The organism is Thermosyntropha lipolytica DSM 11003, from assembly GCF_900129805.1.
Taxonomy (GTDB): Bacteria; Bacillota; Syntrophomonadia; order Syntrophomonadales; family Syntrophomonadaceae; genus Thermosyntropha; species Thermosyntropha lipolytica.
In genome coordinates this window covers 46,234-68,864 of the sequence record NZ_FQWY01000009.1, presented here as the reverse complement: position 1 = coordinate 68,864, position 22,631 = coordinate 46,234, and the positions used below count along the sequence as shown (strand labels likewise).

Annotated in this window: 24 protein-coding genes; 16 read left to right on the top strand and 8 right to left on the bottom strand. The window is 42.2% G+C overall.

From position 1 onward, the window contains the following. The 6 genes from BUB92_RS12010 to BUB92_RS03965 form a co-directional block, all read left to right on the top strand. Positions 1-391: transposase (locus BUB92_RS12010; protein WP_423230195.1), on the top strand; the 391-nt coding region annotated here is incomplete at its 5' end. Between the two features lie 73 nt (positions 392-464). Further along, positions 465-1,637, top strand: coding sequence for an ABC transporter substrate-binding protein (locus BUB92_RS03985; RefSeq protein ID WP_242938998.1), 1,173 nt, complete (start codon positions 465-467; stop codon positions 1,635-1,637). A gap of 125 nt (positions 1,638-1,762) precedes the next feature. Further along, positions 1,763-2,638, top strand: coding sequence for a branched-chain amino acid ABC transporter permease (locus tag BUB92_RS03980; protein WP_073090384.1), 876 nt, complete (start codon positions 1,763-1,765; stop codon positions 2,636-2,638). A gap of 9 nt (positions 2,639-2,647) precedes the next feature. Next, positions 2,648-3,535 carry a branched-chain amino acid ABC transporter permease gene (locus tag BUB92_RS03975; protein WP_073090381.1) on the top strand — a complete coding sequence of 296 codons (888 nt, stop codon included), beginning with the start codon at positions 2,648-2,650 and terminating at the stop codon, positions 3,533-3,535. Continuing rightward, on the top strand, positions 3,523-4,290 hold the full coding sequence (locus BUB92_RS03970; protein ID WP_073090378.1) for an ABC transporter ATP-binding protein: 768 nt from the start codon (positions 3,523-3,525) through the stop codon (positions 4,288-4,290). The genes BUB92_RS03975 and BUB92_RS03970 overlap by 13 nt, the downstream gene beginning before the upstream one ends. Before the next feature lie 2 nt (positions 4,291-4,292). Beyond that, positions 4,293-5,171 carry a DMT family transporter gene (locus BUB92_RS03965; protein WP_073090375.1) on the top strand — a complete coding sequence of 293 codons (879 nt, stop codon included), beginning with the start codon at positions 4,293-4,295 and terminating at the stop codon, positions 5,169-5,171. On the opposite strand, the gene BUB92_RS03960 is transcribed toward BUB92_RS03965, so the two are convergent. Further along, positions 5,162-6,151, bottom strand: coding sequence for a SpoIID/LytB domain-containing protein (locus tag BUB92_RS03960; protein ID WP_073090407.1), 990 nt, complete (start codon positions 6,149-6,151; stop codon positions 5,162-5,164). The two genes, BUB92_RS03965 and BUB92_RS03960, sit on opposite strands and share 10 nt — an antisense overlap. A 114-nt stretch (positions 6,152-6,265) precedes the next feature. On the opposite strand from BUB92_RS03960, the gene BUB92_RS03955 reads away from it, so the two are divergent. The 3 genes from BUB92_RS03955 (at position 6,266) to BUB92_RS03945 (ending at position 9,062) form a co-directional block, all read left to right on the top strand. Beyond that, positions 6,266-6,724, top strand: a complete 459-nt coding sequence (locus tag BUB92_RS03955) for a tRNA (cytidine(34)-2'-O)-methyltransferase (protein WP_073090372.1) — start codon at positions 6,266-6,268, stop codon at positions 6,722-6,724. A gap of 73 nt (positions 6,725-6,797) precedes the next feature. Beyond that, entirely contained in the window at positions 6,798-8,072 is a 1,275-nt protein-coding gene (locus BUB92_RS03950) for an HD-GYP domain-containing protein (protein WP_073090404.1), read from the top strand. A 60-nt stretch (positions 8,073-8,132) separates the two neighbouring features. Further along, entirely contained in the window at positions 8,133-9,062 is a 930-nt protein-coding gene (locus tag BUB92_RS03945; RefSeq protein WP_073090369.1) for a diguanylate cyclase, read from the top strand. A gap of 35 nt (positions 9,063-9,097) precedes the next feature. Here BUB92_RS03945 and BUB92_RS03940 read toward each other — a convergent pair whose 3' ends face one another. Further along, the gene (locus BUB92_RS03940; protein ID WP_073090366.1) at positions 9,098-9,271 is read right to left on the bottom strand and encodes a 4Fe-4S binding protein; all 174 of its coding nucleotides are present in this window, start codon (positions 9,269-9,271) and stop codon (positions 9,098-9,100) included. 189 nt (positions 9,272-9,460) lie between these two features. On the opposite strand from BUB92_RS03940, the gene BUB92_RS03935 reads away from it, so the two are divergent. From BUB92_RS03935 to glmS, 6 genes are all read left to right on the top strand, one after another. Next, entirely contained in the window at positions 9,461-10,099 is a 639-nt protein-coding gene (locus BUB92_RS03935; RefSeq protein WP_073090363.1) for a thiamine diphosphokinase, read from the top strand. A gap of 34 nt (positions 10,100-10,133) precedes the next feature. After that, a complete protein-coding gene (cdaA, locus tag BUB92_RS03930; protein ID WP_242938997.1) occupies positions 10,134-10,988 on the top strand; it encodes a diadenylate cyclase CdaA in 855 nt (284 codons plus the stop codon). Further along, positions 10,966-11,889, top strand: coding sequence for a CdaR family protein (locus BUB92_RS03925; RefSeq protein ID WP_159432305.1), 924 nt, complete (start codon positions 10,966-10,968; stop codon positions 11,887-11,889). The genes cdaA and BUB92_RS03925 overlap by 23 nt, the downstream gene beginning before the upstream one ends. 5 nt (positions 11,890-11,894) lie before the next feature. Continuing rightward, a complete protein-coding gene (locus BUB92_RS03920; RefSeq protein WP_073090401.1) occupies positions 11,895-13,544 on the top strand; it encodes an NAD(P)/FAD-dependent oxidoreductase in 1,650 nt (549 codons plus the stop codon). A 24-nt stretch (positions 13,545-13,568) separates the two neighbouring features. Beyond that, positions 13,569-14,918: a phosphoglucosamine mutase gene (gene glmM / locus BUB92_RS03915; RefSeq protein ID WP_073090354.1), complete on the top strand. Its 1,350-nt coding sequence runs from the start codon at positions 13,569-13,571 to the stop codon at positions 14,916-14,918. A 278-nt stretch (positions 14,919-15,196) separates the two neighbouring features. Continuing rightward, on the top strand, positions 15,197-17,011 hold the full coding sequence (gene glmS, locus BUB92_RS03910) for a glutamine--fructose-6-phosphate transaminase (isomerizing) (protein WP_073090351.1): 1,815 nt from the start codon (positions 15,197-15,199) through the stop codon (positions 17,009-17,011). Between the two features lie 124 nt (positions 17,012-17,135). Here glmS and BUB92_RS03905 read toward each other — a convergent pair whose 3' ends face one another. The 3 genes from BUB92_RS03905 to BUB92_RS11510 all read right to left on the bottom strand — a co-directional run bounded on the left by BUB92_RS03905 (position 17,136) and on the right by BUB92_RS11510 (position 18,915). Next, complete coding sequence (locus tag BUB92_RS03905; RefSeq protein ID WP_073090349.1) at positions 17,136-17,525, bottom strand: hypothetical protein; 390 nt, start codon at positions 17,523-17,525, stop codon at positions 17,136-17,138. A gap of 536 nt (positions 17,526-18,061) precedes the next feature. Then, positions 18,062-18,664, bottom strand: coding sequence for a mechanosensitive ion channel family protein (locus BUB92_RS03900; RefSeq protein ID WP_073090346.1), 603 nt, complete (start codon positions 18,662-18,664; stop codon positions 18,062-18,064). Between the two features lie 83 nt (positions 18,665-18,747). Beyond that, positions 18,748-18,915: a hypothetical protein gene (locus tag BUB92_RS11510; protein WP_159432304.1), complete on the bottom strand. Its 168-nt coding sequence runs from the start codon at positions 18,913-18,915 to the stop codon at positions 18,748-18,750. Positions 18,916-19,142: 227 nt separating this feature from the next. Between BUB92_RS11510 and BUB92_RS03895 the strand changes: the two genes are divergently transcribed. Continuing rightward, positions 19,143-19,883 (top strand): SagB/ThcOx family dehydrogenase, encoded by a 741-nt coding sequence (locus tag BUB92_RS03895; RefSeq protein WP_084728321.1) that lies wholly within the window; start codon positions 19,143-19,145, stop codon positions 19,881-19,883. A gap of 10 nt (positions 19,884-19,893) precedes the next feature. Here the strand turns inward: BUB92_RS03895 and BUB92_RS03890 are convergent, their stop codons facing one another. Genes BUB92_RS03890 through BUB92_RS03880 form a run of 3 tightly spaced genes read right to left on the bottom strand, consistent with a single transcriptional unit; the run spans position 19,894 to position 22,613 of the window. Next, positions 19,894-20,925, bottom strand: a complete 1,032-nt coding sequence (locus BUB92_RS03890) for an ABC transporter ATP-binding protein (protein ID WP_073090343.1) — start codon at positions 20,923-20,925, stop codon at positions 19,894-19,896. Next, positions 20,912-21,772: an ABC transporter permease gene (locus tag BUB92_RS03885; protein ID WP_073090340.1), complete on the bottom strand. Its 861-nt coding sequence runs from the start codon at positions 21,770-21,772 to the stop codon at positions 20,912-20,914. The genes BUB92_RS03890 and BUB92_RS03885 overlap by 14 nt, the downstream gene beginning before the upstream one ends. After that, positions 21,765-22,613 carry an ABC transporter permease gene (locus BUB92_RS03880; protein ID WP_073090338.1) on the bottom strand — a complete coding sequence of 283 codons (849 nt, stop codon included), beginning with the start codon at positions 22,611-22,613 and terminating at the stop codon, positions 21,765-21,767. Before BUB92_RS03880 ends, BUB92_RS03885 begins: the two co-directional genes overlap by 8 nt. Positions 22,614-22,631 lie beyond the last annotated feature (18 nt).

Genomic DNA, 22,631 nt, shown 5'->3' with positions numbered 1-22,631 from the left:
AGAAACCATTGAACGGGTATTTGCGGATGCTAAGGAAAAACACGGCATGAGGTATACAAATTTAAGAGGCTTGAGGAAAGTAGGAGATTACCTCACGCTTCTGTTTGCCTGCATGAATTTAAAGAAGTTAGCCACCTGGAAAAGAAAACAGAAAGAACTCCCTCCGGTAACACCAGTATATGGTGTTTTTTTATTTTCAAATTTTGGCTTTTGGTATATTTTACATATTATCTCGCATGTAAAAAAGAAAACCGCTTTTAGATTAGCACCTCTAAAAGCGGTTTTGTCTACAATCTGTAACCGGGAAAAACTCCCGGTTATTTTTTTGCTTTATGCAGGATTTTGTTTAATAATACAGAATAAAATAATGTTATACTTTTTTATGGGATGAGAAAAGAGGGGGGATGAAAGGGGAGGAAGGGAGGAAAACCGGATAGAGTAAAAATATTTAAGGAGGGATTATTTTGTATAAAATCCGGAATAAAAGTATAGCTTTGCTTCTGATTATGGCCCTGCTTTTTATAATTCCCGGCTGTGGACAAAAGGGAAGTGCGGGCAGTAGTGAAGATGTTATCAAACTCGGCTTTTTAGGAGCCAAAACGGGGCCGGTTGCTAACTATGGGATACCGGGCGAAAAAGGGATGAAACTGGCGATTGAAGAGCTTAATGCTAAAGGCGGCATTTTGGGCAAAAAGGTGGAAGGAATTTATGAAGATAATAAAGGAGATAGTGCGGAGATTGCTTCCATTGCTACCAAGTATATAACCCGGGATAAAGTGGTGGCTATGGTAGGAGACCCCTGTACGGGACTTACCAAGGTAGCAGCCGATATTGCCCAGAAGAATGGAGTAGTTATCTTTTCCCCTGGAGCTACCGGACCGGGAGTAGTAGAAATTGGGGATTATGTTTTCAGAAATACCCTGCTGGATGTTTTTGCGGTTCCAGCAGTAGTTGACTGGATGATGAAGGAAAAGGGTTGGACTAATTTTGCCATTATAACTTCTCTCAATAATGGCTATAGTACGGCCTTAACCCCTGTTTTCAAAGAAGCTATCAATAAAAAGGGTGGCAAGATTGTTCTGGAAGATAGTATAAACGATGGGGAAACTGATTTTACGGCTCAGGTTACCAAGCTTAAAAGATCAGGAGCAGATGTACTGGTATTTACTGGTTATTACACAGAAGCTGCCCTTATAATGAATGAGGTTAAGAAACAGAATTTTGACATTACTCTGGTAGGTGGAGACGGGCTTTACGGACAGGATTTGGCTAAACTGGGCAAAGATGCGGTAGAAGAAAAAGTAATATTCTACTGCGGCTTTTCCAGCGATCAACCTAGTCCGGAAACCGAAGCTTTTCTTAAGAAATACCGGGAAAAATACGGGGAAGAACCGGACATGTTCTCGGCTCAGTATTATGATGCTGTTATGATCCTGGCTAAAGCGATGGAAGATGCGAAGAGCACAGATCCTAAAGTATTTAAGAATGAACTGGCCAAACTGAAAGATTATCTGGGAGTTTCGGGTAAGACGACTTTTCTTCCCAATCGTGAGCCGGTAAAAAGCCCGGTTTGTCTTATCACTGTAAAAGATGGAAAATTTAAACTTCTAGATAAGATTGAAGTTAATGTACAATAAGAGTTAATATATATAAGTGTCCTGTCCTCTAAAGGACAGGACACGATTGGTTAATAACGAATGAATGTTTTAAAAAGCAGTTATTCGTTATTAACTGATAACGCTTTATTTTAAGGGAGGAAGCGATGTTTTGGGAACAGCTCATTAATGGTCTTACTCTGGGCAGCACTTATGCTTTGATTGCCCTGGGATATACTATGGTTTACGGTATTATCCAGCTTATCAATTTTGCCCATGGCGAAATTTATATGTGGGGTGCTTTTGCCGGCTTATTTTTAGTTACGGTTCTAGGGGTAAATATTTTTGTAGCCCTTATCGGGGCTATGATTTTTTGTACCCTTTTAGGTATGTTGATGGAGAAGATCGCCTACAGACCATTAAGAGGTAAATCTTCGCGGCTTTCGGCTTTAATAAGTGCCATTGGTGTATCGATATTTTTATCGACTCTAATGGTGCTTTTAAGGGGGCCTAATACTACCCGTTATCCCGAAGTATTAAGGGTAAAAACCTTCAGTTTAGGTGCTGTAGAAATATCTTCTTTGCAGATTATAATTCTTCTGGTGGCTTTTCTTTTAATGGCAGCTCTTACTTTTATGGTGCAGAAGACGAAATTAGGGAAGGCTATGCGTGCATGTTCACAGGATTTGGATGCTTCTTATCTTATGGGCATAAATGTAAACCGGATTATATCTTTTACTTTTGCCATAGGTTCGGCACTGGCGGCAGCTGGCGGGGTAATGGTAGGTATATATTATAATGCGGTATGGCCTTATATGGGGACTATGGCAGGTCTCAAGGCTTTTTCCGCTGCCGTTTTAGGAGGAATTGGCTCTATTCCTGGAGCTATGCTGGGGGGCATAATTCTAGGGGTTTTAGAGATTTTGGGGGTAGCTTATCTTTCATCATCTTATAAAGATGCTATAGCTTTTGCTATACTTATACTTGTTTTGCTGGTGCGCCCGCAGGGCATAATGGGACAAAAGAAAATGAAAAAAGTGTAGGTGGATTAAATGGATGCCTGGTTTGCACAATATGTTGATGCCTATTATCTGCGTATAATGGTGCTGATAGGTATAAATATAATTCTGGCTTTAGGACTTAATCTTATAACCGGGGTTACGGGACAATTATCTATGGGACATGCTGGTTTTATGAGTATAGGTGCTTATACTGCAGCTATATTGACTTTACATTATGGCACCAGCTTTGTTCTTGCCCTCCTTTCCGGGTCCCTGATGGCTGCTTTTTTTGGTTTTATAATTGGGATTCCTACCTTGCGCCTGGAAGGCGACTATTTGGCTATGGTAACCATAGGTTTTGCCGAGATAATCCGGGTATTTTTCCTCAATTTTGAGCTGGGAGGAAAAGCAGTAGGACTTTATGGGATGCAGCAGTATACAACTTTTTCTATGGTATTTATTCTGGTTATTCTGGTAGTTGTGCTCAACTGGCAGTTGCTTAAATCCCGCTATGGCAGGGCGCTGTATGCTATAAGGGAGAATGAAATTGCCGCTGAGGCATGTGGGGTTAACACTACAGGCATGAAGGTAGCTGCTTTTACTATGGGATCTTTTCTGGCCGGTTTGGCAGGAGGGCTTTATTCTCATTATATGGGATATATAGCACCGCAGGATTTTGGCTTTATGCGCTCAATTGAGATACTGAACATGGTAGTTTTAGGCGGTATGGGAAGTATTCCCGGTGTGATGCTGGGGGCGGCTGTGCTTACGGTATTACCGGAGATGCTACGCATAGTAGCTGACTATCGCCTGTTATTTTATGGGGCCTTGCTGGTAATACTTATGATTTTCCGACCCAATGGTATTATGGGGGATATGCGCCTTTATGACCTGAAACAGCGCCTTAGAACAAAAGAGGTGAAAACATGCCGATCCTGAAATTAGAAAAGATAACCCAGGAATTTGGAGGGCTGCGCGCTTTAGATAGTGTTGATTTGGAAGTAAGGGAAAGGGAAATTTTTGGGGTCATTGGGCCTAATGGAGCAGGCAAGACTACCCTTTTTAATATAATTACCGGCATATATGTGCCTACCGAAGGAGATTTGCTTTTTAAAGGGAAAAAATTGAATGGACTACCTGCTCATAAAATTGCCTCTTTAGGTATAGCGCGGACTTTTCAGAATATAAGGCTTTTTGGCCGTCTTTCGGTAGAGGATAATGTGAAAATAGGGAGTATGGCTCTTATGCCGGCTGGTTTTTGGTCAAGCCTTTTAGGTTTGCCATCTGAGCGGAAAGCGGGAAGAAAGGCAGAGGAAAAAAGCAGGTTTCTCTTAAAGATGCTTGGTTTGTACGAAAAGAGGAAGGAATATGCTTCTTCCCTCGCTTATGGGGAACAGAGAAAGCTGGAGATAGCAAGGGCTCTTGCTCTGGAACCGTCTCTCCTGCTCCTTGATGAGCCGGCAGCAGGCATGAACCCGGCGGAAAAAGATGAACTTATGGATTTAATACGCCGGATAAGGGATGATATGGGGATAACCATACTGCTGGTAGAGCATGATATGCACCTGGTTATGAATATTTGTGAGCGGATAGCTGCTTTCGATTATGGCCGCAAAATTGCGGAAGGAAGTCCGGATAGAGTAAAGAATGATGAGAGAGTAATCATGTCTTATCTGGGAGATTTAGGGGAATAGCTATGGCAAGAGGGTTGGTCTATCTAGTTGTTTTTTGGGGCGTTTTTTGCATGTCAACCGCTTCTATAATGATAAGGATGTGCACAGCTCCGGCTTTAGTTATAGCTTTTTACCGGGTATTGATTACTTCTCTACTGGCTCTGGTTTTGAGCAGGGCTTTTAAAAAGCAGGATTATGAATGGGGGATAATAAAGGATAACTATATATATGTAGCCGGGGCAGGCCTTTTTTTGGCTCTGCATTTTGCTTTCTGGATAACTTCTCTGTCTTATACCAGTGTTTCTAGTTCGGTATTGTTTACCAATCTGCAGGTCATTTTTGTGATGATATTTTCTTTTTTGTTTCTCCACGAAAAGCTTGGTTTGCTGGGAATTTCCGGGATAATTATTGCTCTTTGTGGATCAGCTTTTATAGCTGGTGGCGATTTAAAAGAAGGAAAATTGTTAGGCGATATGCTTTCGCTGTTAAGTGGCTTTTTTATTGCTCTTTATTTCATAATTAGCCGCCGCCTCAGAGATAGAGTAGATACTTTTACTTATATGGGAGTCGTTTGTGCGGTAGCAGCTGTGGTACTTTTGGGAGGCAATTTTATAACTGGTCATATTTTAACTGGATACCCTACCCGGGATTGGCTGCTTTTTTTCCTGCTCGCTTTGATTCCCGGTATAGGAGGACATGCTTCTATTACCTGGGCTTTAAAATATATAAAGGCTCCCATAGTAGCCGTTTCGGTTTTAGGAGAATCGGTGGGAGCCAGTATTCTTGCCTATTTATTTTTTAACGAAAGCCTCATGTGGTATCAATGGATAGGAGGAACCCTTATAATAATAGGTATATATATGGCAGCCTGGCATGAATATAAAAGTGGGGATCAGTCGTAAAGCTTCATCATGCGAGCTTTAGGGAAGTAATGAGCTATTATTTGCGAAAATTTTTTGCCTTCTTTAGCCATGGTATATGCTCCCCACTGCTCCATACCAGCTCCGTGTCCCCAGCCGCTGCCTTCAAATACGATGTAGTCTCCCTGGGGATAAACCCGGCTGAGCTGGGTGGAAAACAGGCGGTCAAACCCTATTTTTTCTCTTAATTCTACGGCCGGGATAGAAGCCTGGCCTGCGGAAATGGTAAGAGCCCGGTTTGAAGGACCTCTTTTGCTTATGCGTATATCATCAAGTGATCCTGCTTTACTGCCCATTATAGCTCTGACTTCGCTTTTTGGTACTTTTACGGTCCAGTTTTTATACTTGTCCGGGGCATTTTTTAAGCCATTAGTTTCAACAGGTACCAGATAAGGTGCTTTGTCTTTAAGCCTGGGAAAACTTTCTGTTATATCAGCCGTTTTATCCTTGGATGCCGAATGAAAGAGAGCATAAACAAATTTTCCTTTATCTGATATCAAGAATTGGCCGCGGGTAGCATCTACTGCCTTAGATATCCTGGGTGTGATTTTATTAGGATCATAAGCCTGAAATTCAGTATGGTTATCGCTGGCATCGGTGTTGTGAAGCTTTCTGGTACCACCTTCATATGCAATAAGAGCCATGGTCATAGTACGAGCCACTACTGCCTGGGCTTTTAATGCTTCCATAGGGAATTCATCCCCAATTTCAGCAGCTACTACCCCTTTGATATACTTTTCCAGAGGGAGGCTTTCTTTAGTACCCGTAGCTGAACGATAGAGGGTTATAGTCGGTTCACTGTTTTTGATTTTGGCTACTTCTGGCGCTAGTTGGGGAGGAGGCAAGGGCTTTTTAGTTTCTTTTTTCGCACAGCCGGAAAGACAAGAAGCTATTAGTAGTGTTAAAAGAAATATTAAGGGAGCCACTACTTTCCTTTTTTTAGGGACATTTTTATAATCCATTACTACCTCTCCTTGGGAAAAATTTTTTCTTATTTTGCCCGCATAAAGCTTTATTATAACTGGCAAAGTCATGTATAATTTATTCTACTGATTTATAAAACATGGAGGGCTGGTATGCATATAGTTCTGGTTGCACCTGAGATACCTCAAAATACTGGAAATATCGCCCGTACCTGTGCCCTTACCGGAACTAAGCTGCACCTGGTAAAGCCTTTGGGTTTTTCTCTGGAAGACCGCTATCTGAAGAGAGCGGGACTTGATTACTGGGATAAAGTGGAAGTTACAGTATGGGAAGACTTTTACGAGGTAAGGGAATTTTTTGAGGGGAATAACATATACCTGGCTACTACCAGGGGAGATAAGTTCTATCACCAGGTAGAATATACCCGGGATGATGTGCTGGTATTCGGCTGTGAGACAAAAGGGCTTCCCGACTGGATCCTTTCTATGTATCCCCAAAACCGAATCAGGATACCGATGAGGAATATCGGACGTTCGCTTAATTTAGCCAATGCAGCGGCAATTATTTTGTATGAGGCTTTAAGACAGACCGGGTTTAAAGGTTTAGTTTAATTTTGGCAAGGAGACAGCACAAAAGAACCGTCCCTTTGTGCGGACCGTGTGCGGAAAAAAGGAGTGGGCTTTTATGGATAGGCCGCAGATGCAGCTTTTAGATGTACTTTTAGGGTTTTCTGAGGCTTTGGACCTGGTTGACCATAGCCTGGCCAACCACCATATGCAGGTGGCCTATATAGCTTTCAGCCTAGCTGATAGGCTTGGTTTTTCTCTGGATGAGAAGAAGCAGATGGTTATGGCCGGGGCTCTACATGATATTGGAGCTTTATCGGCACAGGAGAGGATTCTAGCTTTAAAGTTTGAGGATAGTATAGCTTATCAACATTCAGAAGTAGGATATCTTTTTTTGCAACAATTTGCACCTTTGCGCCAGGCAGCAAAAATAATTCGTTATCATCATGTCCCCTGGCTTTATGGAAAAGGGAAAAGAGTGTTTCAGTTTGAAGTGCCGATAGAAAGCCATCTTTTGCATCTGGCTGACCGGATTGCGGTTTTGATGAAAAAATCTTCCTTTATTTTAGAAGATAAAGATAAGATATGTGAAAAGATAAAAAGGCACAGCGGGGTAGGATTTGTTCCCGAACATGTGGAAGCATTTCTGGAGCTTGCAGAGTACGAATATTTTTGGCTAGATGCAGTTTCTAACCAGATACCTGATATCCTCAAAAGATATTTAAAACCAGCAGTACTGGATTTATCAATAAAACAGCTGCAGGATTTTTCCAAACTTTTTTCGCGTATTGTGGATTTTAGAAGCCCTCTTAATGCTTCCCATTCTAGTGGAGTAGCCGTGGTGGCTAAAAGGCTGGCGGAGATGGCAGGATTTTCCGTAAATGAATGTGAACTTATGCTGGTAGCTGGCTATCTGCATGACTTAGGAAAGATTGCAGTTTCTCCTTCCTTGCTGGAAAAACCAGGGAGACTCACCTCCCGGGAATTTTTGGTGATAAAAAGACACCCTTATTATACCTGCAGCATTTTGAGCAAGATAGATTCTTTATCAGTTATAAACAGCTGGGCTTCTCTGCACCATGAAAGGCTGGATGGCAGAGGTTATCCTTTTCATCTGAAAGAAAAAGATATTCCGGTAGGAGCCCAGATCATGGCGGTAGCCGATGTTTTTACCGCCCTAAGTGAAGATCGGCCTTATCGCCAGGGCATGGAGAAAGAAGAGATATTTAAAATACTTGACAGCATGGCTTTAAACAAGGCGATAAATGGAGACATAGCAGCTTTTCTTAAAGATGATTTTGATTTTATAGATGAAGAAAGAAAAAAAATGCAAGAGGAATCGCTTCGCGAGTATGAACATATAGTTCATCCGGTAAGAAACCTTAGGATATAATGGTTACATCAAAAGGTTTAGTTTATAATATTTTTATAACTTATTTTTGGGGGTCAAAAGGTGGCGAAGGTACTGATAGCCGATGATGATGCCGTATCCAGACGTCTTCTGGAAGGAACGCTCAAGGCCTGGGGATATGAGGTTATAACAGCAGCGAACGGGCAGGAAGCTATGGAGATATTAAGTTTGCCCGAGAGACCTAGTCTTGCCATTATAGACTGGGTCATGCCGGGTATGTACGGTACGGAAGTGTGCCGGAGGGTGAGAGATAATAACTCTCCTGGTTATGTCTATATAATTTTACTCACGGCCCGTGGAGGCCGGGAAGATATAGTAAAAGGCCTGGAGTCAGGGGCCGATGATTATATGATAAAGCCTTTTTACCCGGAAGAGCTTAAATACCGGCTGAAAATAGGGGAAAGGATAATTAAATTAGAACAGGATATCCTAAAACTTGCCCGCACCGACTACCTGACCGGGGTTTTAAACCGCCGGGCCTTCATGGAAAGGCTGGCGGAAGAAATAGCCCGGATGAAGAGGGAAGGAAAGCCTTTGGGAATAATAATTGCGGATATTGATTTCTTTAAGCGGGTTAATGATAGATACGGTCATCAGGCCGGGGATATGGTACTTAAAGATTTTGCCCGCAGCCTTAAAAAGGCATGCCGGGAATATGACCTGGTAGGAAGGTATGGAGGGGAAGAGTTTATTATATGCCTGCCAGGATGTGACAGGGAAAATACTTTTAAAACTGCCGAACGCATGCGCAAGGTGGTTGAGCTTACTCCCAGCTATATAGAGGATATTAAGAAGGATATTTTTATTACTGCCAGTTTCGGGGTTACCAGCCTGGAACCAGGAGAGGAAAAGAGAGTTGATGATCTTATAAAAGAGGCAGATGAGGCCCTCTATAAAGCCAAGCGCACCGGACGCAACCGGGTAGTTAAAGCGGATGAAATAGATAAAAACATAAAAGAACCGCCACTTTAGGATATGTAGACAGCGACGGTTCTTTTTTTATGTTTTTATTCCTCGGGCTGAGGTGCGCCAACCGGGCATACATCGGCACAATTTCCGCATTCGGTGCAGAGTTCGGGGTCGATTACATATTTGTCTTCGCCTTCCGAGATGGCTTCTACCGGACATTCTTCCACGCAAACTCCGCAGGCGATGCATTCATCATTAATGATGTAGCTCACCGTTTTCCCCCCTTCACGCAAACTCAATACTTGAATTATAATTAAGGCTTGCCTGGCTTGTCAATTTGAACCGGGCTTAAACTTTATTAACTTTTGGTTAAATTTAAAGCCATTGCTCCTCTTTGGCAGTTAGTATAAAATTGATATTACTGGTTAAGCAAAGAAAAGGAGCGGGAGAGAAAAGTTTCTATGAAGTGTGTGATAATGGCTAATGGGGAGTATGGAAAAGTAGAGGAATACAAAGCGGTGGCAAAGGAGGCAGATCTGGTTTTTTGTGCTGATGGTGGAGCAAACTATGCTTATAAAGCAGGCATAAAGCCATGGTGTATAGTGGGAGACATGGATTCTATAGGGCCGGAAGTTAAAGATTTTTATCAGTCCTTGGGGGTTATCTGGCGAAAATACCCCAGGAACAAAGATTTTACCGATACCCAGCTGGCTTTGGCTTTAGCTGAGGAAAAAGGAGCGCGGGAAATAATTTTTCTTGGTACCTTGGGAGGAAGACTGGATCATGCCTTATCCAACCTTTATGCAGGCATGGAATATGTTAAAAGAGGGGTAAAGATAAAACATTATGCTCCTTCCTATGTTGTCTATCTAACCGGGGATAAACTGGAGATAGAGGGAAAAGAAGGGGATATAGTTTCCCTTTTAGCTTTAAGTGATAAAGTACAGGGGGTATGGATAGAAGGTTTTGAATACCCGCTTTCTAATGCCGATTTAGAAAAAGGAAATCCTTATGCGATATCGAATGTATTAAAAGCTTCCCGCGCTTATATAAAAGTAGGCACGGGAGTGCTGGCGGTTATACATTACCACCAGGGATAGGTATTTTATTTTCAGCCGGATGGAGGCGAAAGAGTTGGATTTAAGTTTTTTATCCGGTGTATTTGCCAGCCCTTTTAACATAGTAAAGAGCCTGCTTGATATTGCTATTGTTGCTTATATTTTCTACCAGATTTTAAAACTTATCAAAGGTACTCGGGCCGAGCAGCTTTTAAAAGGCCTGGTATTACTCCTTATCTTTTCTGCCTTAGCGCGTTTTTTGCGTTTAGATGTGGTAAACTGGCTTTTAAGCAAATTATGGCTGGTATTTGCCATTACTCTTCCTATAGTTTTTCAGCCAGAACTAAGAAGGCTTTTAGAGCAGATAGGAAGGGGAAGTTTTCTAACTTCCAGCCGCTTTGTTTCCGGGGCTGATGAATACCGCAAGCTGATAGATGAAATTTGTAATGCCGTATATAGTCTGGGTCAAATGCGTACAGGAGCTTTAATAATAATTACCAGAGAAACAGGAATAGGTGAGTATATAGAGAGTGGGGTTACCCTGGATGCCGTAGTTTCCAAAAGCCTCCTTATGAATATATTTTTCCCCAATGCCCCCTTACATGATGGAGCTGTGGTTATAAGCGAGGGAAGGATTTATAAAGCCGGATGTTTTCTTCCTTTAAGCGACAATCCTTTTGTAGATAAGGAATTAGGGACCCGCCACCGTGCTGCTTTAGGTATAAGCGAGGTTTCGGATGTTATAGCTATAGTGGTATCCGAAGAGACGGGAGCAGTATCAGTAGCCAGGGAAGGGGAACTTAAGCGGTTTTTAAAGCAGGATGATCTGCGATCGCTTTTAGAAAAGGAACTGGTACCCAGGGATAGTCTAAAAGCAGCCTTTTACAGGGGGTGGCTGGGCGAAGATGATGCCAAAAGACAGGAAAGGTAATAAAAATACGGGCTTAAAAATTTTATCCGTAGTTTTTGCTCTGCTATTATGGCTTTATGTGGTAGGAGAAGGGCAAAACCCTGCTCAGCATACTGCCCGGGAAGTTAATCTCCAATACTATAATCTTTCTGAAGGCCTTACCGTACAGGGCCCGGATACGGTGAGAGTCAGGGTCTGGGGAGAAAAGGGGGATAAGAAAGAAGAGATTGAAGCCTATGTTGACCTTACTGGTTTAGCGGAAGGAAATTACAGGCTTCCGGTTAAGGTAAAGACTTTAAAAGGGGCTTTACTGACTACCGTAGAGCCGAAAGAAGTGGAAGTAAAGATAAACAGGATAAGCAAACATACTTTTAGTATAAATTATCGCCTGACCGGAAATTTACCGGAAGGCTACGAACTTTTAGGAGTTGATATTTTTCCCTCTACCTGTCTGCTTAAAGGGGAAGAAACTGATCTCAAGAAGGTGAGTGAAGTAATCTGTGATATCAACCTGTCCGGAGTAAGGGAAACAGCCATCATGGAACTTCCCCTGCGGGCCGTAGATGGCAAGGGGAACGAAGTTAAAGGAGATTTTAAGCTTCTTCCCCCCAAGGCTACGGTATATGTGGTGGCAGGCCAGATGCTTAAAAACAAAGAAGTGGCGATAAATCTGGTAGTGGAAGGGAATCTGGAAGCCGGTTTTACTCTGGGGGAAGTAAGCGTAATACCGGATAAAATTACGGTATTAGGTAATCCTACTATTATAGAAAACCTGGAAAAGATCGATACTTTGCCGGTAAGTTTAGAAGGCAAGACACTTTCCTTTAGTCAGAAGGTAAAGCTGGCCCTTCCGGATAAGGTAAAGGCTTATCCCGCTGAAGTGCTGGTAAATGTGGAAATAAAGAAAAAGGAAATCGAGTGAGGTATATGCGCATAAGAGTAAGGGATATAAGACTGCCTTTAGACCATACGGATGAAGAAATAAAGAGGGAGGCTGCTTGTAAGCTTAAGATAAGGCCGGAGGATATACAAAATCTTACTCTGATAAGAAAGGCAGTAGATGCGAGAAGAAAAGAGGTTTTTTTTACTTATATCGTCGATGTAGAACTGGCAGAAGGAATAAGAATAGAGGAAGCTTTATGGGCTTCTCCCCATATAGCACGGATAGAGGAGGAAGAAGAGGCTAAGCTGGTGCCGGGTGATGCCTTGCTCCCTTTTTCACCCGTAATCATAGGTTCGGGACCGGCCGGCCTTTTTTGTGCCCTCCTGCTGGCTCGCTATGGCTATAAGCCGGTAGTTATTGAGCGGGGAAAGGATATAGAAAGACGGATAAAAACAGTTAACGATTTCTGGCAAAAAGGTATACTAAATCCCCAGTGCAATACCCAGTTCGGTGAAGGAGGGGCTGGAACCTTTTCCGATGGCAAGCTTACTACCCGCATTGGGGATAAAAGAGTAGAATATGTTTTAAAAACTATGGTGGAATTTGGCGCTCCCTCAGAAATTATGTACCTGAAAAAGCCGCATGTAGGCACAGATAATATACGGCGGGTAGTACAGAAAATAAGGGAAGAGATTATAGGCTTAGGCGGTGAATTTTATTTTGATGCCTGTCTTACCGATATAAATATTAACCAAAAGTGTCTAAAAAGCATAGTAATAAATAACAGGTATGAACTTCCCTGTTCGGTGCTGGTGCTGGCCATAGGGAATAGCGCCCGGGATGTTTATCACCTGCTCAGGCGAAAAGGGATAGAGCTAAATCCCAAACCGTTCGCCGTAGGGGTCAGAATAGAACATCCCCAGGAATTAATTGACAAGCTGCAGTATGGTGATTTTGCCGGGCATCCCAGGCTTAAAGCGGCTGATTATCATCTTACCTATCAGGATAAAATAACCGGCCGTTCGCTTTATACCTTCTGCATGTGCCCAGGGGGATATGTTATTGGAGCAGCTTCGTCTCCCGGGCAGGTAGTAACCAACGGCATGAGCTATTATGCCCGGGATACCGGTATAGCCAACAGTGCTCTGGTTATTACGGTTAAGCCGGAAGACTGGGAATATGATCCTTTAGGAGGGATAAGGCTGCAGGAGGATCTAGAGCACAAAGCCTTTATTTTAGGAGGAGAGGATTATAAAGCCCCCTGCCAGAGGCTGATTGATTTTCTAAAGCGCAGGCCTACCACTTCTCTTAAAGGTAGTATTGCTACCTTCAGGCCAGGAGTAAAACCGGCTAATCTCTGGGAACTTTTGCCGCGGGAGTTTTGTGAAGTTTTACAGCGAGGCATTTATTACTGGGATAAGAAAATGCCCGGATTTATAGACGGGAGGGCAGTTTTAACCGGGGTAGAAACTAGAACTTCATCTCCGGTAAGGATAGTAAGGGATGAAAACTTAACTTCCGTAAGCAACCCTTTTATATATCCTTGTGGAGAAGGAGCTGGTTATGCAGGTGGTATAGTAAGTGCCGCCGTTGATGGGTTAAAAGTAGCCGAAATGATCATAAAAAGATATGCTCCTCCGCAGAAGGCAGTGGAGTTAAGAGGAGAAGAGATAGTAAGGGGGAGCCTTCTCTAGAATATCTTTATTGGAGGGAAGAAAGTGGGTACACTTTTTGGAACTGATGGGGTAAGAGGAATTGCTAATGCCGAGCTTACACCGGAAATGGCTTTTGCTTTAGGCAGGGCAGGGAGTTATGTCCTATCTGCCAGCAATTACCGCGCCAAACCTTGTATTCTGGTAGGCAGGGATACCCGGATATCAGGTGATATGCTGGAAGCTGCACTTATTGCCGGCATATGTTCTACCGGAGCTGATGTGTTGCGGGCAGGAGTTATAACTACACCGGCGGTAGCCTATCTGACCAGGGCTTACAAGGCTTCATGCGGTATTGTTATTTCTGCCTCCCATAATCCGGTAGAAGATAATGGCATAAAATTCTTCGGACCGGATGGGTATAAACTGCCGGATGAGGTGGAAGAAGAGATTGAAAAGCTGGTCAGGGAAGGAACTGATAGTTTACCCCGTCCAGTCGGTGCGGCAGTTGGCAGGATATATGAATTAGATGATGCCTTGTCGAAATATATAGATTATCTACAGGGGGCTTACGAGCTGGAGGAGGATTTAAAAGGGCTTACCGTAGTGCTTGATTGTGCCCATGGCGCTGCTTATAAAGCAGGTCCTATGCTCTGGGAAAGGCTGGGAGCTAAAGTAATCCCTATAAATAATAAACCGGATGGGGTAAACATAAATTATAAATGCGGTTCTACCCATATGGAAAGCCTTAAAGAGGCAGTAAAGCTTTACCAGGCGGATCTGGGTATAGCCTACGATGGCGATGCTGACCGCTGCCTGGCAGTAGATGAACGGGGAAAAGAGCTGGATGGGGATCAGATAATGCTTATTTGTGCCCTGGACATGAAAAGACGGGGAATTTTAAAGCCTCTGCAGGTAGTAGCTACGGTTATGAGCAATATCGGTTTAGAGGTTGCCCTGCGCCGGGAAAATATTTCTGTTATAAGCTGCAAGGTAGGTGACCGCTATGTTTTAGAAAAGATGAAAGAGACGGGAAGTATAATAGGAGGAGAACAGTCAGGGCACATAATTTTTTCCCGCTATGCTACTACCGGAGATGGGCTTTTAACCTCCATAAAGCTGGCTGAAGTGGTAAAACGGAGTGGCCTTCCGCTTTCCCAGCTGGCAGGAGAAATGACTAAATATCCCCAGATTTTAGTAAATGTAAGGGTGGAAAACAAAGAGGAGATTTTAAAAAGGCCTGCAGTGGTGGAAGTATTAAAGGAAGCGGAAGCGAGACTGGGGGATTGTGGAAAACTGGTAGTAAGGCCTTCCGGAACTGAACCTCTGGTGAGAATAATGGCCCAGGGTCCGGATGAAGCCCTTTTAAAGGAGGTGATTGCGGAGATAAAAGAAGCCGTAGAAAAAGAATCCTGATAGCCCTTAAAAGGGCAAAAAGCGCCTGACCCGAAGATACTTCGGGTGACGAGGAGAGGGTTTATCGAGTTTTCGGCGGGTGCCCTCCGGTGAGCCGCCACCGTAAGCCTGGCTACAAAACCGGCTAGCAATAGCCGGGACAAAAAGCCCGGCCGCGGCCATTTTCATTTGGGGACGGTTCTTTTTTTAAAAACTATTTCGATTCGAAATAATTGGGATAAAAACTTAGCTAATTAATGATAAATAAATAACAATAGATTTTTGATGGAGGTTTTTATATGTGTGGCATTATGGGATATATAGGCAAAAATGAAAGTTTGCCGGTAATAATAGATGGGCTCAGTAAACTGGAATACCGCGGCTATGATTCAGCCGGGGTAGCTTTTTATAAAGATGGTGAGATAAAGATAATAAAAAAGAAGGGGCGTTTAGCTGATTTAAAACAAGCTATTGAGCAAATGCCGGAAAGCGGTATTGGAATCGGCCATACCAGGTGGGCTACACATGGAGTGCCGAGTGATACCAATGCTCATCCCCATACCGACTGCAATGAAAGGATTGCTGTAGTGCATAACGGCATAATTGAAAACTATGCCCAATTACGCAAAGATCTAATACTGGAAGGACATGATTTCGTATCGGAAACTGATACCGAAGTTATTGTTCATCTTATTGAAAAATATTATGATAATAATTCGCTGGAAGAGGCGGTGCGCAAGGCCCTTAAGCATATGCACGGCTCTTTTGCCATTGGGGTTATATCCAAAGATGAGCCGGATAAGATTATTGCCGCTAAAAAAGACAGCCCGCTTATTGTAGGCATAGGAAAAGGAGAAAACTATATAGCTTCCGATATTCCCGCTATTTTAGGACGGACTAATCAGGTATATATAATGGAAGATAATGAGTTTGCGGTGGTTACAGCTGATAAGGTAGAATTTACCGATTTTGAAGGCAAGCCGGTAGAGAAAGAAATTTTTCAGGTTACCTGGGATCCAGTAGCAGCGGAAAAAGGCGGCTATGAACATTTTATGCTGAAAGAGATACATGAACAGCCGGAAGCCCTGCGCCAGACTTTGCGGGGAAAAATACGGGATGGAAAAGTAGATTTAGGAGATTTAGGCATTAAGCCGTCCAGGATTGGCAAAATTTATATAGTAGCCTGTGGAACAGCTTATCATGCGGGAGTGGTAGGAAAACTGGTTATTGAAAAACTGGCCCGGATACCGGTAGAAACTGACATCGCTTCGGAATTTAGATACCGGGATATCCTTTGGCAGTCTGATGATCTTATGATAGTGATAAGCCAGTCCGGAGAGACGGCTGATACCCTGGCTGCTCTGCGTGAAGCCAAACGTCAGGGCATAAAAGTTCTGGCTGTGACTAATGTAGTAGGAAGTTCTGTAGCCCGGGAAGCGGATAAGGTTATCTATACCCATGCTGGACCAGAAATAGCGGTTGCTTCTACCAAGGCATATTCTACCCAGCTTTTAATAATGTATCTTCTGGCTCTTTATCTGGCTCAGGAGAGAAAGACCCTTACGACAGAGGAAATAGAAATAATTACTTCCGAGCTTATGAAGATAGATGAAAAAGTGGAAGAAGTTTTAAAACAGGAAGAAAAAATAAAAAAATTAGCGGAAAAATATCAAAAAGTTGAAAGCACCTTCTTCCTGGGCCGCAGCTTTGACTATGCAGTAGCCATGGAAGGGGCATTAAAACTGAAAGAAATATCTTATATCCATGCCGAAGCCTATGCAGCCGGGGAACTGAAACACGGTCCTTTAGCCCTTATAAGCGAAGGGGTACCGGTTTTAGCCCTTATAACGCAGGATAATCTGGTAGAAAAGAGTATGTCAAATATAAAAGAGGTAAAGGCCAGGGGAGCAGTTGTAGTAGCTATTTGCAAATCCAATCTGCAGGAAGCATGTCAGGAATGTGATGAACAGATATTATTACCGGAAGTCCAGTCATTATTAACTCCTATTCTCTCGGTAGTCCCTTTGCAGATATTTGCTTATTACATGGCCGTATTCAAGGGAGCAGATGTTGATAAGCCGAGGAATCTGGCGAAATCGGTGACGGTGGAGTAGATGGGGGTTAAAAACTCTTTCCCTATGCGCAAAATAGTTCTTTTGAGGCAGGGGAAAAGAATAAGGGAGGATAAGTGATAAGGGCTTGAGAAATCAAGATTTTGCATCACTTATCCTTTTTTCCTTATTTTTTGTAAAAACTGCTTATAAATGAATAGCCTATTATAATGCCGATAGCATCTTTAAAGAAGCTGTTAATTACCACATGATAGCGAATAAAGATGTTTTGAACATTGAAAATTAATATTAGATAAAATACCAGAAAAGGAATTGTAAATACCGCTATTTGCAGTTTATCGATTTTCCATTTGCCATAAATATTATACTGGCGTGTTATGTGTATAATACCCAAAATGATGCCTAACATAATGTAAGCCAGATTAGTAATAGTTAACTGAACTGCAGCATTATATGTTTTGGAGTAATATTGATTAGAAAAATATACAACAGCAGACAGGATTCCTGTTGTCAACAAGACTATTAATAAAGCAAATAAATGTTTTTTAAGTTGCATGGCGAATAACCTCTCTTTTGTAGTTTTTATAAAGTTGGCGGGGGATTATTTGGCAGTTGTAAAATTCGACTGTTTGTTCCTGGCTGTTAAAGTAACACAAATTATTTTTTTGTATCACCTCCACGTAATTGTTGTCGTGAATCCGGCTCGAATAGCACCCCGGTCTTAGCTTGGATACATGAGGATATCCCTTCTGTATAATTCATAGAGACCAATATTTTGTTTTTATAATTTTTTGCTACTTTTTCAAAAATTTATCACTTTATTTCCTTTGTTTTAAGATAAATAAATTAAAAATGGCTGTCAACAAATATTTTGTCGACAACCTGATGTAGATGTATTTCAATTTTTAGCCATTTATCCCTTTTTTTCTTTTTCTCTTGCTTCCGTTTCTTCAAATAACTTTTTTCCTCAAATTACATATCAAATTGGAATTTATTCGGGAGTTTATTTACATATAACATATAACGAAAGCCTTCCAGAAAATGATATACAGGCTTTTACGGGCTTAAAAGAGCGAAAATGGAAAGGGTTTATTATTTAAGCAGTGGACATTTACAGCGGTAGCAGTAATCTTCGTTGATGTCGCAAAGGGTTCCACAGGCATTACAGAAAATGATAGTATCTTTTGATTTATCGTATTTTTCGAAGGAGTTTAGAAAACCGTGATAGCGGACTTTATCTCCGACCTGGTAGTAGTTATAAATTGTATCGTTGTCTTCTACGCTTATTGGGTGGATTTTCCCGTCTTCTCTGCGTATAAGGACGGTGTATAAGGTATAGTGTTCCACATATGTTCTTCTGTTATTTTCACTATCATATTCATCTCTGATGCGCTTTTTGTGCTCAATTTTTTTGTCTATTACTTCTCCATCCCAGGTTTTAGCTTTTTGCCTCCAGGAAATCTGAATAAGGGCAATAGCTATAAACATTCCGCCAATACCAAGCCCGATAAGTAAAGCTTCAGGGTTACTCATTTCGGAACTCGTCTCACCTGCAATGTAAAATCCGATAACAGCAATGAAAGCAAGTATTAGAGCAAAAATCAAGGACCAGCGGTTAGTTTTTCTCACATATTCCTCAAAAGCCGGATCGTTTATCCGGTAGGAATAGCCGATGCGTTTTAAGCCAGTTGACATAAAAATCGCCTCCTAAATATTAAAAATTGAGGGTATAAGGACGGTGGCAGAGAAACTTTAAATAACCTGATTCAATTTTATCATTAATACCTGAAGAAATGTACCAGGCTGGCATGTTTGTCATTGATATTGTCTACATAACATTTGATTACTTTGTGGATAAAAGGGTCATCTGCGTAGTAGTCGACATTTTTCCGCCATTCTAGGAAAGGTTGAAAAGTATAGGTATTATTGTGGTAAGGAACATACAAAGCTTAACCCTCCTTTAAAAAATTTTTATTCCTTACTGCTTTATAGAACTTATGCTCTTTTATGGATGCCATATGTGTTATTACGCTTGTAATAAATATATCATATTGTAATAAAAAGTTTACTTGCAGAAAAAATTTTTCCAAACTAAAGTTATCCGAAGATTATAGGTTTTGGGGAAATGGTGGTATAATTTTATAAATTGTTCTATTGGGGAAGGGAGACGGTGATGAGAAAAAGATGGTGGTTTTTTATAGTAGTTTTAATAGCTTTATCTGCCGGCATATATGCGGGTTTTAAGCTTTTGTACTATTTGCCTCCTCCGGCGTCCCAGGATTTTGCCGGAAGGGGCGAGCTTATTTTTTTACCGGGGCCGGTCTATAAAAGTGATGTTTCGCTTGAGGAAGCTTTAAAAAAGAGAAGATCGGTCAGAGATTATGCAAACCAGCCGGTAACTTTGCAGGAGTTAGGACAGCTTCTGTGGGCAGCCCAGGGAATAACCGATGAAGAAAGGGGATTAAGAACCGCGCCTTCCTCTTTTGCCCTTTATCCGGTAAAGGTATATGTGATGGCTGAGAATGTGGAAGGCTTATCTCCTGGTTTTTATGGCTATTTTCCCGAGCGTCATGCCTTAACCGCTTTAGATGCCCACAATTATAAAAACCAGATTTTCTTGGCGGTAAAGCAGCCGGCAATAAGAAGGGGAGCTGTTCTCCTGGTTATTGCCGGACGTTATGAAGAGATGAAGGAAAAGATGGGAAAAGGAGAAGATAAGGAAAAGCTGGCCGAGTTCTGCGTACATGCAGAAGCCGGCCATATTGCCCAGAATATTTATCTGCAGGCAGTCTCCCTGGGATTAGGTACGGTTTCGATTGGAGGATTTGATGATGCGGAAGTAAAAAAGATTTTGTCCCTGGATGAAAATGAGGACATTTTTTATATCATGCCGGTAGGCAGGTTAAAGGAATAAATAGCTTTCATTAACCTACTTTATGCAGGGCCTGGTAGGGGATTTCTACTATTACCCGGGTGCCTGGTTTTAGATATTCATATCCAGCCTGGTTAAGCTTATCTACCCGGATGAGGGAAGAGCCTACGGCTATGCTGTATACTACAATGTTTCCGCTCATATTAACATCGGTTATTTTGCCTTTACATATTATACTGTGAGGGTGGAGGGGAAAAGCTTCTTTTCCTTCATGGCAAGGGTAGATATTTATAGTTTCTGGACGCACGGCGTAAAAGGTGTTTTCTAATTTTTGCCTTCCGATTTCCCCTATGTCAGCGGGGGAGAACAGGTTGTAGTTGCCTATAAAGCCAGCGACAAAAAGATTACGGGGGTGGGTGTATATTTCTTCTGGTGTTCCTTCCTGTTCAATTTTACCTTCATTCATTACCAGTATGCGGTCGGAAATAAGCATGGCTTCTTCCTGGTCATGGGTTACGAATATGCTGGTAGCTCCAGCTGCTTTTATGATTTTGCGCAGTTCCAGGCGCAGGTTTTTGCGGATTTTGGCATCTAAGGCACTCAGGGGCTCATCAAGCAGAAGCAGCCGGGGATAGGGAGCTAAAGCCCTGGCCAGGGCTACCCTTTGCTGTTCGCCACCGGAGAGCTGGTGAGGCAGGCAGTAAGCCTTTTCCCGCAGGTCTATAAGATTTAGCATTTCCAGGGTTCTTTCCTGTATAACCTGTTTATTAAATTTTTTCATTTTTAAGCCGAAAGCAATATTGGCAAAAACGTTGAGATTAGGGAAAAGGGCATAGGATTGAAAGACTATGCCTATTTCCCTTTTTTGGGGGGGAAGATCAGTTATATCCCGGTTTTCCAGATAGATTTTACCGTTTGCCGGCTGGATAAGGCCGGTGATTATTTTAAGCAGAGTGCTTTTACCGCATCCGCTGGGACCTAGGATGCTTAAAATCTCATTGGGAGCCAGGGAAAAGGAGATATCATGCAAAACCGGTTTGTTATCATAATGATGGCTTATTTTTTCAACTTTAAGGAAGCTCAAGAAGATCACCTCTTTGCTTGATTTTAATCTGAGAAACAGGATTGAATTCTTTGGCGGCAGCTGTTTCTGCTTTTGTCTGGAAACGGTAGTCTTTAAGCTTAAAAGCCAGTATCGAAATGAGGCTTATGAGCAGAAAATAGAAACTAACGATGGCACTTGCGAGGTGCCCGTTTTGTTTGAGGGATTTAAAAAGATAAACCTGCACGGTTTCATAGGTTCCTCCTACCAGCAGATTGGCCAGAACAAATTCGCCCATAAGAAAAGAAAGGGAGAGCAGGGAGACAATTATGATACTCGTAATTATGTTAGGTATTATTACATAGACAAAACTTTGGAGGGGGGAAGCGCCCAGGCTGAGGGCGGTGTAAAACAATTCTATGCTGTTGCCTGATTTAAAGGCATTTTGCAGACCTTGATATATAAAAGGCATTATAATTATGAAATAAGCTCCTAAAAGGAGTAAAAACGGGGGGAAGGAAAAATAATTGTTATATAACCTTATTAAACCTACTGCCAGCATTATTCCTGGAAAAATGAAAGGAAGCATGGCGGTAAGAGAAACATATTTTTCTTTTTCCGGGTAGTATAGATTGATGGTGAAAACAGCAGGCAGCAGGACGATAAGTCCCAGTATTACGGCACCTGCCCCTACAATAAGTGAACGCATAAGGGCAGCTATAAAGCGGGGATCCCCCAGGAGTTCCTTATACCAGTTCAAGGTAAGGCTGGCTGGTAATATGCTGTTTTGCCACTGAGAGGATATAGAGTACAAAAAGGTGGCTCCTATGGGAAGCAGGATGTATATTAAAAAAAGGGCAATAACAAGATTATTTTTGGCTTTAAACATTATGAACATTCCTCCTTGCATAAGAAAGGCTTTTCTGATATATAAACATGCTGGCTATGAGCATTAAACCAAGGATGACGGTCATGGCTCCTGCCAGATGAGGATTTAAAAACAGGTCTCCTGCTATAAGCTGGGCTATGCGGATAGTAATCAGGTTAAAATTGCTTCCTGCCAGAGCATAGGCGGTGGCATAAGCCCCCATAGCATTGGCCAGCAATAGGGATAAAGTACCTAAAAGGCTGGGAAGCAAAAAAGGAAGTTCTATTTTTAAAGTAAATAGAAGAGGGTTAGCTCCCAGTGTAAAAGCTGCCTCGCGCCATTCTTTTTTTACATTGGCCATAGCAGGCAGGAGCAAAAGGACGGCCAGCGGAAGCTGAAAGTAAACATAGATGAGAATAAGCCCCCTCCAGGAATAGAGATCAAATCTGGAAGCCAGATCAAAACCAAGCTGGCCTAACAACAAGGTAAAAAGCCCGTTGGTACCCAGCAGGATAATAAAAGCGAAGGCAAGCGGCACACCGGCAAAATTAGATACCATGTTGGTGATTACCAGGAGTTTTTCCTGAGTGTTTGGGCTAAAGCCCAGTATAGATTTTACGATTATGATACCTGCCAGTAATGCAGCCAGAGAAGAAGCTATGCTTATGAGAAAGCTGTTTTTAAATGCCTGCATGTAAAAGGGGTTCTGCCATAATTCCTCATAGTGGGCAGTTGTAAACCCACCAGAGGAGGCAGAAGAAAAGCTGTCTTTTATTATAGAAAACAGGGGGGCGATTTGAAAAAGAGCAACCAGGATTATAAAAGGAAGTAATGAGTATAAGAGCTTTTGTTTTACTGCCATTGTTTTTACATCCTTTCT

What these genes read in the sequence shown, in the direction of transcription:
- BUB92_RS03965 (WP_073090375.1), top strand. Translation starts at nt 4,293, where the DNA reads ATGGCAAGAGGGTTGGTCTATCTAGTTGTTTTTTGGGGCGTTTTTTGC.
- BUB92_RS03880 (WP_073090338.1), bottom strand. Translation starts at nt 22,613, where the DNA reads ATGGCAGTAAAACAAAAGCTCTTATACTCATTACTTCCTTTTATAATC.
- BUB92_RS03955 (WP_073090372.1), top strand. Translation starts at nt 6,266, where the DNA reads ATGCATATAGTTCTGGTTGCACCTGAGATACCTCAAAATACTGGAAAT.
- BUB92_RS03980 (WP_073090384.1), top strand. Translation starts at nt 1,763, where the DNA reads ATGTTTTGGGAACAGCTCATTAATGGTCTTACTCTGGGCAGCACTTAT.
- BUB92_RS03950 (WP_073090404.1), top strand. Translation starts at nt 6,798, where the DNA reads ATGGATAGGCCGCAGATGCAGCTTTTAGATGTACTTTTAGGGTTTTCT.
- BUB92_RS03900 (WP_073090346.1), bottom strand. Translation starts at nt 18,664, where the DNA reads ATGTCAACTGGCTTAAAACGCATCGGCTATTCCTACCGGATAAACGAT.
- BUB92_RS03925 (WP_159432305.1), top strand. Translation starts at nt 10,966, where the DNA reads ATGCCAAAAGACAGGAAAGGTAATAAAAATACGGGCTTAAAAATTTTA.
- BUB92_RS03920 (WP_073090401.1), top strand. Translation starts at nt 11,895, where the DNA reads ATGCGCATAAGAGTAAGGGATATAAGACTGCCTTTAGACCATACGGAT.
- glmS (WP_073090351.1), top strand. Translation starts at nt 15,197, where the DNA reads ATGTGTGGCATTATGGGATATATAGGCAAAAATGAAAGTTTGCCGGTA.
- BUB92_RS03905 (WP_073090349.1), bottom strand. Translation starts at nt 17,525, where the DNA reads ATGCAACTTAAAAAACATTTATTTGCTTTATTAATAGTCTTGTTGACA.
- BUB92_RS03960 (WP_073090407.1), bottom strand. Translation starts at nt 6,151, where the DNA reads ATGGATTATAAAAATGTCCCTAAAAAAAGGAAAGTAGTGGCTCCCTTA.
- BUB92_RS03885 (WP_073090340.1), bottom strand. Translation starts at nt 21,772, where the DNA reads ATGTTTAAAGCCAAAAATAATCTTGTTATTGCCCTTTTTTTAATATAC.
- BUB92_RS03975 (WP_073090381.1), top strand. Translation starts at nt 2,648, where the DNA reads ATGGATGCCTGGTTTGCACAATATGTTGATGCCTATTATCTGCGTATA.
- BUB92_RS03935 (WP_073090363.1), top strand. Translation starts at nt 9,461, where the DNA reads ATGAAGTGTGTGATAATGGCTAATGGGGAGTATGGAAAAGTAGAGGAA.
- BUB92_RS03970 (WP_073090378.1), top strand. Translation starts at nt 3,523, where the DNA reads ATGCCGATCCTGAAATTAGAAAAGATAACCCAGGAATTTGGAGGGCTG.
- BUB92_RS03895 (WP_084728321.1), top strand. Translation starts at nt 19,143, where the DNA reads ATGAGAAAAAGATGGTGGTTTTTTATAGTAGTTTTAATAGCTTTATCT.